Source organism: Rhodococcus sp. P4_E4 (genome assembly GCF_056401575.1).
In genome coordinates this window covers 129,447-141,892 of the sequence record NZ_JBFUJB010000015.1, presented here as the reverse complement: position 1 = coordinate 141,892, position 12,446 = coordinate 129,447, and the positions used below count along the sequence as shown (strand labels likewise).

At 61.3% G+C, this 12,446-nt stretch carries 14 protein-coding genes; 10 read left to right on the top strand and 4 right to left on the bottom strand.

Annotated features, from left to right (window positions below; all coding sequences use genetic code 11):
- Positions 1-106 precede the first annotated feature (106 nt).
- The gene (locus tag AC1DVN_RS17390; protein ID WP_477847276.1) at positions 107-874 is read right to left on the bottom strand and encodes a TetR/AcrR family transcriptional regulator; all 768 of its coding nucleotides are present in this window, start codon (positions 872-874) and stop codon (positions 107-109) included.
- A 267-nt stretch (positions 875-1,141) separates the two neighbouring features.
- On the opposite strand from AC1DVN_RS17390, the gene urtA reads away from it, so the two are divergent.
- From urtA to AC1DVN_RS17350, 8 genes are all read left to right on the top strand, one after another.
- A complete protein-coding gene (urtA, locus tag AC1DVN_RS17385) occupies positions 1,142-2,398 on the top strand; it encodes an urea ABC transporter substrate-binding protein (protein WP_019744446.1) in 1,257 nt (418 codons plus the stop codon).
- A 54-nt stretch (positions 2,399-2,452) separates the two neighbouring features.
- Positions 2,453-3,337: an urea ABC transporter permease subunit UrtB gene (urtB, locus tag AC1DVN_RS17380; protein ID WP_003941514.1), complete on the top strand. Its 885-nt coding sequence runs from the start codon at positions 2,453-2,455 to the stop codon at positions 3,335-3,337.
- Positions 3,334-4,440, top strand: a complete 1,107-nt coding sequence (gene urtC / locus AC1DVN_RS17375) for an urea ABC transporter permease subunit UrtC (protein WP_020906728.1) — start codon at positions 3,334-3,336, stop codon at positions 4,438-4,440. Before urtB ends, urtC begins: the two co-directional genes overlap by 4 nt.
- On the top strand, positions 4,437-5,273 hold the full coding sequence (gene urtD, locus AC1DVN_RS17370) for an urea ABC transporter ATP-binding protein UrtD (RefSeq protein WP_019744448.1): 837 nt from the start codon (positions 4,437-4,439) through the stop codon (positions 5,271-5,273). Before urtC ends, urtD begins: the two co-directional genes overlap by 4 nt.
- A 3-nt stretch (positions 5,274-5,276) precedes the next feature.
- Positions 5,277-5,969, top strand: coding sequence for an urea ABC transporter ATP-binding subunit UrtE (urtE, locus tag AC1DVN_RS17365; RefSeq protein WP_003941544.1), 693 nt, complete (start codon positions 5,277-5,279; stop codon positions 5,967-5,969).
- Between the two features lies 1 nt (position 5,970).
- Complete coding sequence (locus tag AC1DVN_RS17360) at positions 5,971-6,660, top strand: GntR family transcriptional regulator (RefSeq protein ID WP_020968890.1); 690 nt, start codon at positions 5,971-5,973, stop codon at positions 6,658-6,660.
- A 190-nt stretch (positions 6,661-6,850) separates the two neighbouring features.
- Positions 6,851-7,228 (top strand): hypothetical protein, encoded by a 378-nt coding sequence (locus AC1DVN_RS17355; RefSeq protein ID WP_139148511.1) that lies wholly within the window; start codon positions 6,851-6,853, stop codon positions 7,226-7,228.
- Positions 7,229-7,495: 267 nt separating this feature from the next.
- Positions 7,496-7,717, top strand: coding sequence for a hypothetical protein (locus AC1DVN_RS17350; RefSeq protein WP_125461331.1), 222 nt, complete (start codon positions 7,496-7,498; stop codon positions 7,715-7,717).
- A gap of 352 nt (positions 7,718-8,069) precedes the next feature.
- On the opposite strand, the gene AC1DVN_RS17345 is transcribed toward AC1DVN_RS17350, so the two are convergent.
- Genes AC1DVN_RS17345 through AC1DVN_RS17335 form a run of 3 tightly spaced genes read right to left on the bottom strand, consistent with a single transcriptional unit; the run spans position 8,070 to position 9,943 of the window.
- Positions 8,070-8,678, bottom strand: a complete 609-nt coding sequence (locus AC1DVN_RS17345; protein WP_030535532.1) for a signal peptidase I — start codon at positions 8,676-8,678, stop codon at positions 8,070-8,072.
- Between the two features lie 10 nt (positions 8,679-8,688).
- Positions 8,689-9,306: a hypothetical protein gene (locus AC1DVN_RS17340; RefSeq protein WP_020906724.1), complete on the bottom strand. Its 618-nt coding sequence runs from the start codon at positions 9,304-9,306 to the stop codon at positions 8,689-8,691.
- Between the two features lie 7 nt (positions 9,307-9,313).
- Positions 9,314-9,943: a SipW-dependent-type signal peptide-containing protein gene (locus tag AC1DVN_RS17335; RefSeq protein WP_019744453.1), complete on the bottom strand. Its 630-nt coding sequence runs from the start codon at positions 9,941-9,943 to the stop codon at positions 9,314-9,316.
- 227 nt (positions 9,944-10,170) lie between these two features.
- Here AC1DVN_RS17335 and AC1DVN_RS17330 point away from each other — a divergent pair, with 227 nt between their 5' ends.
- A complete protein-coding gene (locus AC1DVN_RS17330; protein ID WP_020906723.1) occupies positions 10,171-11,160 on the top strand; it encodes an LLM class flavin-dependent oxidoreductase in 990 nt (329 codons plus the stop codon).
- A gap of 9 nt (positions 11,161-11,169) precedes the next feature.
- Entirely contained in the window at positions 11,170-12,366 is a 1,197-nt protein-coding gene (locus AC1DVN_RS17325) for an MFS transporter (RefSeq protein ID WP_030535534.1), read from the top strand.
- Positions 12,367-12,446 lie beyond the last annotated feature (80 nt).

The following is a 12,446-nucleotide window of genomic DNA, read 5'->3' as shown; positions in this document are numbered from 1 at the left end:
CTGCTTGGTAAATCAAACAAGCGCTTGATTTATGAGTGTGGACAGAAGTATGCACTGGGTCACACCGATAGTCAAAATTCGAACTACACGCGTAGGAACTGCGGTGTTACGGCTTCTGCAGCTGCCGGATCGAGGAGCTGAGTTCGCGAATGACGGACTTCAATTCGTCGACGTCCGAACGGAGTTCGGCCATTTGGGAGTCAGAGCGGAGTTCGGCAAATTCGGAGGCAGGAGATACGGTCTGCGCTTCCTTCTTCGTCGTGCGCTGCGCAATGCGTGCCACCGGCTCGCCGTCGACGGAACGTGCGGCGAAGCCGTCCAGGAAAACCGAAATCAGATTGCGCTGCAGATCATCCGCCAACTCGGAAAGCTGCGGGCGATACTGCGCGACGGTGGACCAGACGGATTCACGCAGGAGACGGTGAAACTGTTCGGGATCGATGTCTTCCCGAAACTCCGCGTCGGCAATTCCGCGAGCGATAGCCGATCGCCAGTAGCTGTGTGCCTTCTGAACCAAGATGGTGATGGGCGCGTCCGCCGGTTGCGACGAAAGTATGGCTTCTCCCTGATAGACCTCCGTGGCATACGGGTGATCCACCGCCGATGCAAAAGACACCGAGACCATCGTTGCCAGGCGATCTCGGGCCGAACCTCCCGACTCGATCGAGTCTTCGTACCTGACGTTGAGGTCTTCGAGAAACCGGACGACGATCTCGTTGGCTATCGCATCCTTGGAGTCGAAGTAGTGATAGAGGCTGCCGGAGAGAATCCCGACTTCGTCGGCGATGTCGCGTACCGTCGTCGCGGCGATTCCCCGCTCACTGAACAGCTTGGCCGCATGAGCGAGTATTTCGTCCCGTCGGGTCGAGCGCACGAGAAGATCCTTCCGACGTTCCGATCGTCAAGCGAGTGCTTGATCAATTTCTCGTCGATGCTAACACCGCACCCTCGCTGACCTGCGGTGTGAGGTCCTGGACATCCAATCGAAACACCGGACACACACTTGTCACCGACAGTCATTCCACCGCAACAACTTCCACCTACTCTGTGCACTCGACGAATACAGCGTTGTATACGCACTCCGGATACAGATCTGTCAGAGCCATTGTCTGCCAGAGCCATCGACACGAAAGGCCCGTACATGCGAACCTTCTCGAAGCGCACCCTTGCCGCGCCGGCCGCTCTCGCCGCGCTGGGCTTGGTTCTCACCGGCTGCGGAAGCAAGGCGACAGACACCGCATCGGGAGATTCGACGGCTACGTCGTGCGTCGACACCTCGGGGGACACGATCAAGGTCGGTTCTCTGAATTCACTCTCGGGCACCATGGCCATCAGTGAAGTGACGGTCCGCGACTCCATCTCGTTGGCGGTGCAGGAGATCAACGATTCCGGCGGTGTGCTGGGCAAGAAGATCCAGATCGTGGCAGAGGACGGCGCGTCGGAGCCGACAGTGTTCGCCGAGAAGGCCGAGAAACTGATCAGCAGCGATTGCGTCGCAGCAGTTTTCGGTGGCTGGACTTCCTCGAGCCGCAAGGCCATGCTGCCGGTGTTCGAGGACAACAACTCCTTGCTCTACTACCCGGTCCAGTACGAGGGACTGGAAGATTCGAAGAACATCTTCTACACGGGTGCAACGACCAACCAGCAGATCATCCCGGCTCTGGATTACCTGAAGGAGAAGGGCGTCAAGTCGCTGTATCTGGTCGGCAGCGACTACGTGTTCCCGCAGACCGCCAACCGCATCATCAAGGCCTACGCGGCAGCGAACGGCATCGAGATCAAGGGCGAGGATTACACGCCATTGGGCTCGACCGACTTCTCCACCATCGTGAACAAGGTCCGCACAGCCGACGCCGATGCCGTGTTCAACACACTCAACGGTGATTCCAACGTCGCGTTCTTCCGTGAATACTCGAATGTCGGCCTGAAGCCCGCCGACATGCCCGTCGTCTCCGTCTCCATTGCCGAGGAAGAGGTCGGCGGTATCGGAGTCCAGAACGTCGAAGGCCAGCTGACGGCGTGGAACTACTACCAGACCATCGACTCACCCGAGAACAAGAAGTTCGTCGAGGCGTACAAGGCGAAGTTCGGCCAGGACAAGCCCACGTCCGATCCGATGGAAGCGGCATACACCTCCGTCTACCTCTGGAAGAACACCGTCGAGAAGGCCAACTCGTTTGCGGTCAAGGATATTCAGGACAACGCCGACGGTGTGACCTTCCAGGCACCCGAAGGACTCGTCACCATCGACGGCGACAACCACCACATCACCAAGACTGCCCGAATCGGCGAAATCCGTTCCGATGGACTGATCTACACGGTCTGGGATTCGGGACAGCCGATCGAGCCGGATCCGTACCTGAAGAACTACCCCTGGGCCGAGGGACTCGGCAGCTGATCGACGAAAGGCGGAATTGACGGAATCGACGAGTAGAGAGGTGGAGCGTCTGTCATGGATGTTGTGATCGGACAGTTGTTCACGGGTTTGAGTATCGGATCGATTCTCCTGTTGGCAGCGTTGGGATTGTCTCTCACGTTCGGGCAGATGGGTGTCATCAACATGGCACACGGCGAGTTCATCATGGCCGGCTCGTACACCGCATACGTAGTGCAGCAGGTGATCTCGAATGCAACGGGATCGTTGATCATTTCTCTGCTGGTCGGTTTTGTCGTCGGCGGACTGATGGGTGTCGTGCTCGAAGTGGTCCTGGTATCGCGGATGTACCACCGACCCCTCGACACCCTGTTGGTGACATTCGGCGTCGGATTGATTCTTCAGCAGTTGGCGCGCGACATCTTCGGCGCGCCGGCAGTCAATGTTTCGGCGCCGAGCTGGCTTTCGGGCGGGGTCGATATTTTCGGCGCCGTGGTACCGAAAACCCGCATCTTCATTCTGGTGTTGGCGATCGCAGCGGTGATCGCGCTTTCGGTCGCGCTGAAGCAGTCGTCGATGGGTAGACGCATCCGGGCCGTCGTGCAAAATCGCGATCTGGCCGAGACGAGCGGAATCTCCTCTCGTCGTACGGACATCACGACCTTCTTCCTCGGTTCCGGACTCGCCGGCGTCGCGGGTGTCGCGTTGACGCTCATCGGTTCCACCAGCCCGACCATCGGCCAGTCCTATCTGATCGACGCCTTCCTGGTTGTTGTCGTCGGCGGTCTCGGTCAGATGAAGGGAGCCGTGATCGCGGCCTTCGCCCTCGGCATCTTGAACTCGTTCATCGAGTACTCGACGACGGCGTCGATCGCGAAGGTGATCGTGTTCGTCATCATCGTCGTCTTCCTTCAAGTTCGGCCGCAGGGCCTGTTCGCAGTCAAGACGAGGAGCCTCGTATGAGCATCCTGAACAATTCCCGAATTCGGGTGTGGGGCGGTTTTGCACTTGCCGCGATCGTGCTGTTCGCCATCGCTCCGGCTGTGCTCTCGGACTTCAGGCTGTCACTGTTGGCCAAATTCCTGTGCTTCGCCATAGTCGCTGTCGGCATCGGCTTGGCTTGGGGCAGAGGCGGAATGCTCACGCTCGGCCAGGGCGTCTTCTTCGGAATCGGCGCGTACGTGATGGCGATGCACCTCAAGATCGCCGATGCCGAACTCAAGGGCGACGCGGTCCCGGACTTCATGTCCATCGCCGGCAAAACAGAACTTCCGGGATACTGGCAACCGTTCGCCTCGCCATTCGTGGCGATCTTCGCCATCCTTTTCCTGCCTGGCGCTGTTGCCTTTCTCCTCGGACTCGGTGTGTTCAAGCGGAGAGTCAAGGGCGCATACTTCGCGATCCTCTCGCAAGCACTCGCCGCGGCTTTCGCGATCCTCTTGATCGGCCAGCAGTCGATCGGTGGCAGCAACGGCCTCAACCGCTTTCGCACGTTCTTCGGTTTCAACCTCAACGATCCGGCGAACAAGCAGATGTTGTTCTTCATCGCCGCCGGAGTTCTTCTCGCATCGGTCGCTCTGATTCGCCAGCTGATGAACTCCCGATACGGCGAACTCCTCGTCGCCGTCCGCGATCAAGAGGAGCGCGTACGTTTCCTCGGATACGATCCGGCGAACATCAAACTGGTCGCCTACGTGACCGCGGCGTTCCTCGCCGGTATCGCCGGTGCGCTTTTCGTTCCGATCGTGGGCATCATCTCCCCCGCCGACGTCGGAATCGTTCCGTCAATCGCCTTCCTCATCGGGGTCGCGATCGGTGGCCGCGCAACGCTTCTGGGTCCGGTACTCGGTGCGATCGGCGTCGCTTGGGCGCAGTCGACATTCTCGGAGAAACTCCCTTCGGGATGGATCTACGCACAAGGGTTGATGTTCATCGTCGTGGTCGGGTTCTTCCCGGCAGGTGTGGCCGGATTGTTCGCCCTGATGCGCCACCGCAAGAAGCGTGAGACCCCGGCCGACCCGCCGGTCAAGGTCTCCCAACCCGAACCAGTGGAGGTGTCGTCATGACCAACACAACCGCCACCAGCGAACCCACACCGGCACTGGGCGGCAACGCCGGAATGTCGTCCGAGTACCTCGAAGTACGGAACCTTTCGGTCAGCTTCGACGGTTTCAAGGCCGTCGACGGCGTCGACTTGACCCTCATGCAGGGCGACCTCAGGTTTCTCATCGGCCCGAACGGGGCTGGAAAGACAACGCTGGTCGACGCCATCACCGGACTCGTTCCCGCGACGGGTTCGATCACGAAGTCCGGCGAGCAACTGCTCGGCAAGAAGGTTCACAAGATCGCCCGCCTCGGCGTCGGGCGAACCTTCCAGACGGCAAGCGTCTTCGAAGAACTCTCGGTGCTGCAGAATCTCGACATCGCGGCGGGAGCCGGTCGCTCGGCGTGGAACCTGCTCCGAAGGCGCAAAGGTGTGCTCCCCGAGATCGAGGAGGCTCTGGAGACAACCGGCTTGGAGCACCTCAGAGACACTCCCGCGGGCATTCTGGCGCACGGGCAGAAACAGTGGCTCGAAATCGGAATGTTGTTGGTGCAGAACTGTTCCGTGCTACTACTCGACGAGCCCGTCGCTGGGATGAGCCTGGAGGAGCGCGAGGAGACCGGAAACCTTCTGCGTCGCATCGGCGGTGCACGAACCGTCGTCGTGGTCGAGCACGACATGGACTTCATGCGATCGTTCGCCACGTCCGTCACAGTGCTCGCCGCTGGGAAAGTACTCGCCGAAGGAACTGTGGCGGAGGTTCAAGCCGACCCCAAGGTGCAAGAGGTCTATCTCGGCACAGCCGCTGCCGGAACCGATCTCGGCGCCGACACCGAACCGACCCCGGAGGACTGAATCATGCTCGAGCTCGTCGACATCCGCGCCGGCTACGGACGCACCGAAGTAATCCACGGCGTATCCTTACTGGTTCCCAGTGACGGGGTTGCGGCAGTCATGGGTCACAACGGTGCGGGTAAAACCACCTTGCTGCGCGCCGCCGTCGGTCTGATCAAACCTACGCGGGGAAAGGTACTTCTGAACGGTGAGGACATCACCGGACTACGGCCGAGCGCCCGCGTCGCTCGCGGACTTGCCTACGTACCGCAGGGTCAGCAGTCGTTCGGACAACTGACAACTGCCGAGAATCTTCGGGTGGTCGCCGACGGGCGCAAACGCGGAAAGGCACTCATCGCAGAGGCATTGGATCTGTTTCCCGCGCTCACCACACTCCTCGACCGTCGCGCGGGACTTCTCTCCGGCGGGCAGCGCCAACAACTTGCCATCGCCCGCGCTTTGATCACCGAGCCCAAGATCCTCATCCTCGACGAACCAACCGAGGGCATTCAGCCCAACGTGGTCGCCGAAATCGAAAGAACCGTCATGGAACTCACCGAGCGCGGCGATCTCGGTGTCCTCCTCGTCGAGCAGCACATCGGTTTCGCGCTCCAATCTGCTCAGCATTACAGCATTCTCGCGGCCGGACACGTGACCTCGACCGGTGAGGGCGGCACCACGTCCACCGAGGCGGTTCGTCGAGCGATGGCAATCTGACATGAGTGTGCGGCCGCCGCTGCGCGAACAGGTTTACCGGTCGATCCGAAACGATCTGATGTCCGGTCAGATCGCGCCCTCGGAACGACTGGGCGAGGAACGCCTGGCCCATCTCTACGGTGTCTCGCGAACACCGGTGCGCGAAGCGCTCGCAAAGTTGGAATCCGACGGGCTGGTCGAGCGCGACGAACACGGACTCTTTCCGTACCGACCGCACCTCGACGAGTTGGGTGGCCTCTACGAGCTGCGCATACTCCTCGAGGTGCACGGGCTTCGTCGGGTACTCGACGGTGAGGCCCCCGCTCATGATCGAGACGCGCTCGGTTCCGAGCTCGACAAGTGGTACGCATTTCTCAAACAGATGCCGGTACCGGACGCCGGTTTCGTGACGCTCGACGAGGAGTTCCACATCGCGCTCCTCGCCTCGTCCGGAAACCACGCGTTGGTCGACGCCTTGCAGGCCGTCAACTCGAAGCTGCGCCCCGTGCGGATGTTCGACTACCTGACTCCCGACCGTATGAAGGCCACCGTGGAGGAACACATCTCCGTCGTCGAACTGGTGCTGGACGGCAAGATTCCGCAAGCCCACGAGGCGCTGGTATCGCACATCGACATCTCTCGTGCGGTTGTCCTCGACCGTGCTCGTCAGGCCCTCTCGTTCGCCGCCATGGCCAATGCCGTGCGTAACTGATCAGCTTCGTGTCGCTGACTTCAGGGTGACGACTTCGGTGACGTGGTCTCTCGTCAGGGGGATCCTGAGGTACTCCCCCGGTACGGTTGGCTTCGGGCCGAGTTCAGAACCGGGGACCGTACCCGTTGTGCCGTCCGAGCATTCGACTGAAACTTCGCTCGTGTAGTCCGCATCAGGCGCAACGTCGCAGGTGAGTCCGTCATCCGTGGTGAAGGCGGAGATACTCGAACCGACGGGCCCCTGGATTACTGTCCCGATTGGGTCCGCCGGAGCCGGTGTACTCGTGGTTGGTGTAGCCGTCGTTGTCGGCGTTGCTGTCGATGTCGGGGTTGCTGTCGATGTCGGGGTTGCTGTCGATGTCGGCACAGACGCGGTGGTCGTCATCCCTGCAGTGTTCTCAGCTGCTGTGGTCTCAGCTGCTGTGGTCTCAGCTGCCGTGGTCGAAGAAGTCGTCGATGACGGGGGTTCGCTCACCGAAGTAGGCGTCGGGCTGACCGCACGCGCAGCAAATCCGGTTGCGAGGCTCAGCGGCGTGACCGGGTATGTCGCGGTGCCAATTCCGCATTGAGCCGTTACAAGATTGAACGTCACGTTTGTGGTGCCCAGTATCTGCGCCCCCAGAATCGCAAAAGCTGCCATCGAAAGACTCACGCTCAGCGTCGATTGCGCCGTTGTTGCCGTGGACGTTCGCGTGCTCACGAGCTTGATGTTCGTGTATTGAATCGTCGCCAAGCCAGCGGCGTTCACAGTGGCGTCCGCCCCTGTCACCGTCACCGATCCGTTCTCGGCAGGCTGTGGAATCGTGAGGACGCGAGATCCCACCGTCACCTGATTCGTGGGGCTACTCGCCGATACCGATGCCCTGTTCGAGGTATCGCACGCAGCCCCTGCCGTAATCGGCGATGCCACAGTGACTATCGGCGCACTTACCAGATCAATCCCCAGTAGAGACAGCAAGTTCACTGTCACGGTCATCGAGGTGAGTGTCGACGTCGCATCGGTATCCGAAACAATTGCCGACTGGCAGCGGCCGCTCGCAGGCTGCCCGACCGAGTAGGCAGCGCACGACGAGATCGATCCGGTCCGGGACAACGAGTTGACGCCCAGCAGCTTTGCAACCACAAGATTGGTTGTGTCCAGGTCCTTTCCAATCGTGTTCTGTTGTGAGACACCTTCGAACATCGAACTGCCGAAAAGATCTATCACGATTCCGCCACTGGACAACCCGAGCCCGCCGGCGCCTCTGCCGTACCCACTCGTCGTCCATGAACCGGTGGAAATCGGACCGGTCACGTATTCGGAGTCTGTCCACGCCGCTTCGGTCTCTCCGAACAGTGGGTGAGACGAGAAACCGGAGCCCAGAACAACCGCAACTGCCAATACGATGACTGAGAACAGGTGGCGACGCTTCATTGCCTCCCGCCGTCCGGCGGTAGAAGAACCTGAATGGGTTCGGTTTTCGGTTCGGCCAATTCGGCATCATCGTCGTCATCGGTATTGCGCGGCCAGAATACCGCAACCACCAAAGCGGCCATGGTCAGCGTGATCGCCCCCAGAACAAGAGGATTCGAGAAGTAGACGATCACCCGCGCCAATCCCGGAACGTGCCAGAGCACCTTTCGGACCGTGGTGACCTCGTATACCGCGGGATCAGCCGAAGCGTTGGCATCACCCTTGAGATCGAGAATCGTGATGCCGTTGTCCTGGGTACGAGCGGAGACGACCCGGTGGGTCACCGGCAGTTCGGACACTCCCCGATCGACGGTGACGACGTCGCCCACCTCGACGGAATCTGCCGGTACTTCCCGCACAACTGCCAGAGATCCGGTCGGAATGGTCGGCGACATCGATCCGGTCTTGAACATGATCAGTGTGATGTCGAAGGCGACGGCACAGATCACCAAAGCGATACAAACAACCCCACCGGCAGCGAGAACCTGAAGGATGCAGTCCCCGATGATCGTGGGGACCGAACGCTTCTTCGTCCGGGCATGTGTTGCCCGGGCATGTGTTGGCATTGCAGCTCCTTCAGGGTGTTGCACTGAACTGCCAAGTGGGAGTTGCCGTTTTACCGATCAACGCCGAGTTACTCCAATTAGCCGAGGTTCCGGGCAGCGAAATCTCGAAGCACAGCGCCACCGCGGCGCCCGGGGACGCTCCACCGGCGGGTAGCGCGATGGCCCCGACTGCGGAACCAGTTGAGAGCGACGGAAACACCGTCGCACTTCCCACCACGAATTGTGGTGTTCCCGTGGAGAAGGCTGACGCATCACAGGTCGTCGACTTGACCACCCGATACCGAAGCGCCGACGCCAGAGTGGAGTCGCCGGCAACCGTGGCCGCCTGCAGAGTGACGGATGCTGCCGGCGAGACCGGCACTGTTCGAAGAGATATCGGGCCGTACGAGAACGCACCGGGGCGAATCAGGAGCGCCGAGGGTGTGTACGTGAAAATGCCAGGGGCACTGGATGCATGCGACGACCATCCACCGCCGACGTTCGACTCGATTCCGAAGGTTCCGGTGCGAAACGATGCATCGCCCATCGTGCTGTCCACCCAACTGGCAGCCACGGTGGTTGCACCGATACCCAGGACGAGTCCCGAGGCCGCCAGTGCGTACACCTGACGCATTCGCCGTGTGACCACGCAGGCGTCAGGGGGTGGACTGGCCGGTGAACTGCCAGAGCAAGCGTCCGGTGTCCTTGCCCGACACGATCGAGGGGTCGACTCCGGCGGGCAGCGTGACCGCGAAGCACAGTTCGACCGGCACACCCGTGCCTAGCAAGGCGACATCCGAACCCGAACCTGCCGTCAAGGCCACCGGACTAGCTGTCGTGCCCACCCATGCTGTGCCTGCTCCAATTCCCGCCGCCGTGCAGGCCGTGGAGGAGACACCTCGATACACCGAGTACCGCAGGGCGGGTTTGAGATCGGCATCACCGCCCGTCGCACCGAGTAGTTGTACCGTCGCGCCGAAAGTGCTGGCCGTGGGACCGATCCGTAGCGCTACCGGCGCATATACCGTCGTTCCGGGTGCGAGTGTGTTGAATCCCGTGCTGAATTGGAAGTGGCCGGCGGAAGCGTCGACTTGATACTCACCCCAGGTCGTCAGTCCATCGAAACTGCCCTGGAGATTCCAACTTCCCGTCTTGAACTGCGCGTCGCCGAAAACATTGTCTGTCCACGCTGCCAAGGTGACAGCGGCGCCGATACCGAGGACAAGTCCTCCGGCTAGTAATGCACGTACTTTGCGCTTGTTTACAGCCTTCCGATCAGTGGCCATGCTGGTCTCGATTCACTTGGAATGCGAAAGAACCTCCGATTCGGGAAATCTAGCCCCCACTTTCACCCGAAATATCCGAAATGACCGAAATTGAGACAAAGACTTGACGCCTTCTCCTCCTCGCCGCCATCTGTGGGCGTTGACCAGGGGGAAATAGGAAAGCCGGCCAGATGGTTGCACCTTCCAACGACGCTTGCGTTCTATTCGCTGAGAAAGGCTCCACCTCCATGGCCGTACCACTTTCCATCCTCGACCTCGCCCACATCGGGGACGACGAAACCGCCAAAGACAGCTTCGACGCCAGCGTGACCTTGGCGCAGCGTGCCGAAGAGTGGGGCTACAAGCGAATCTGGTACGCCGAGCACCACAACATGGGTTCCATCGCGTCTTCGGCAACCAGCGTTCTGATCAGCCACGTCGCCGCGAACACCAGCAAAATCCGCCTCGGCGCCGGTGGAATCATGCTGCCCAACCACGCACCGCTGACGATCGCCGAGCAGTTCGGCACCCTCGAGACTTTGCACCCCGGTCGAATCGATCTCGGTCTCGGCCGCGCGCCCGGTAGTGATCAGAAGACGATGCAGGCTTTGCGACGCGACCCGAGTTCTTCGGACAGCTTCCCGCAGGACGTACTCGAGCTTCAGGGCTACCTCGGCGACACCTCGCGCGTCCCCGGAATCAATGCCGTTCCCGGTAAGGGCACTCACGTTCCGCTCTACATTCTCGGATCGTCACTGTTCGGCGCCAAGCTCGCCGCGATGCTCGGCCTGCCGTATGCATTTGCCTCGCACTTCGCCCCCAACGCCCTGCGCGACGCCGTCGCAATCTACCGACGCGAGTTCAAGCCGTCGGAGCAGTTGGCGGAGCCGTACGTCATCGCCGGCGTCAACGTCATCGCCGCCGACACCCATGAGCAGGCTCAGCAGGACTTCCTCGCGGCCAAGCGTTCGCGCGTCAGTCTTCTTCTCGGGCGTGGACGCAAATTCACGGACGACGAAGCGGACATGCTGCTCGACTCCCCCGCCGGTCAGCAGGTTCTGCAAATGACCAAGTACAGCGCCATCGGCACGCCCGCCGAGGTGCGTGCGTACCTCGACGAGTTCACCGAGCATGCGCAGGCCGACGAGCTGATCACGGTGTCGACCGGCACCAACCGCGAGGCATGGTTGCGCACGTTTGAACTCCTCGCCGACGTGAGCGATCTGGTGCCCGCCTAAGCTGCCGGTATGGGCGATCCATCCCGTCGCGGGTTCATCTCGGTACTGGCCGTACTACTTTCGACGGGTTGGGCCGCCAACCACTTTGCTTCGCTCATCCCGGTTCTCCGGGTGGACGAGGGCCTTTCGCATACCGTGCTCGACGGTGTTTTCGGTATCTATGCGCTCGGACTCCTACCCGGCCTGTTGACCGGTGGAGCAGTGTCGGACCGCGTCGGCCGAGCTGTAGTCGTCCTTCCCGGAGCACTCATAGCCTCGCTCGGAACCTTGATTCTTCTTCTCTGGCACGACGCGCCCGGGCTCATGGTCGGGCGCCTCGTAGTCGGTATCGGTGCCGGTCTGGCAATCGGCGCGGGTACCGCGTGGGCGGCCGACCTTCGCGGCAAGTCCGGAACCGTGATGGCGGGCGTCGTACTCACCTCGGGTTTTGCACTGGGACCACTGTTTTCGGGTCTGTTGGCACAATTTGCCGCCTTCCCACTCGCTACGCCCTTTGTCGTCTCGACCGTCTTGTCGGTGGGTTCGGTTGCCGCGGCAGCTGTGTGGAGTCGTACTCCTGCTCCCACCAAAGCTGCGATGTTCACACAGATTCCCGACCGCGCAGAGCGGTCGGGAACCGGTGTGAAGGCCGCACTGCTCTGGGCACTTCCGTTGGCGCCATGGGTGTTCGCCAGCGCAACAGTGTCTTTCGTGACCATGACGGCCAGGCTCGGGGACCGCTACTCAGGTCCTCTCCTTCCGGGTTTCGCGGCGGCGCTGACTCTGGGTGCTGGAATCCTGGTTCAAACCGCTGCGCGCCATCGCAATTGGGGTCCTCAGGCCGGCACGACAGGCGCCGCACTGGCGGCACTCGGATACTGCCTGGTCGCAGTCGGCGGCGCGCACCCCGCGCTCGGGTTGTTCATCGTCTGCGCGCTCGTCCTCGGTACGGCCTACGGACTGTGTCTGCGTGAGGGACTGCTCGACCTCGAGTCGCTGGCTCCCCCGGCCTCGCGGGGCGCTTTGACCGGGATCTTCTACGTCGGCACCTATCTCGGATTCGGACTGCCGGTGCTACTGGTTGTCATCGAACCCACGATGGGCCCGTCACTGCCGTTGGTGATCCTCGCCGCTGTTGCCGCCGTCGTTGCCGTGGTCCGATTCCGTCGATTGCGGTCGCCCCAGGCTTCCACGCCACATCCGCGTCTCGAAGCCGCATCGGTCTGAACACCCGTTCGGACGGAGTTGGCGGTACTTGCAGTCGCAGCTACCCGGCGGTGTTAGCGTCGGAGGACCAGAAGGTAACT

Coding starts and splice junctions, on each gene's coding strand:
- urtE (WP_003941544.1), top strand. CDS start 5,277: ATGCTCGAGCTCGTCGACATCCGCGCCGGCTACGGACGCACCGAAGTA.
- urtC (WP_020906728.1), top strand. CDS start 3,334: ATGAGCATCCTGAACAATTCCCGAATTCGGGTGTGGGGCGGTTTTGCA.
- urtD (WP_019744448.1), top strand. CDS start 4,437: ATGACCAACACAACCGCCACCAGCGAACCCACACCGGCACTGGGCGGC.
- AC1DVN_RS17335 (WP_019744453.1), bottom strand. CDS start 9,943: ATGGCCACTGATCGGAAGGCTGTAAACAAGCGCAAAGTACGTGCATTA.
- AC1DVN_RS17345 (WP_030535532.1), bottom strand. CDS start 8,678: ATGCCAACACATGCCCGGGCAACACATGCCCGGACGAAGAAGCGTTCG.
- AC1DVN_RS17325 (WP_030535534.1), top strand. CDS start 11,170: ATGGGCGATCCATCCCGTCGCGGGTTCATCTCGGTACTGGCCGTACTA.
- AC1DVN_RS17330 (WP_020906723.1), top strand. CDS start 10,171: ATGGCCGTACCACTTTCCATCCTCGACCTCGCCCACATCGGGGACGAC.
- urtB (WP_003941514.1), top strand. CDS start 2,453: ATGGATGTTGTGATCGGACAGTTGTTCACGGGTTTGAGTATCGGATCG.
- AC1DVN_RS17360 (WP_020968890.1), top strand. CDS start 5,971: ATGAGTGTGCGGCCGCCGCTGCGCGAACAGGTTTACCGGTCGATCCGA.
- urtA (WP_019744446.1), top strand. CDS start 1,142: ATGCGAACCTTCTCGAAGCGCACCCTTGCCGCGCCGGCCGCTCTCGCC.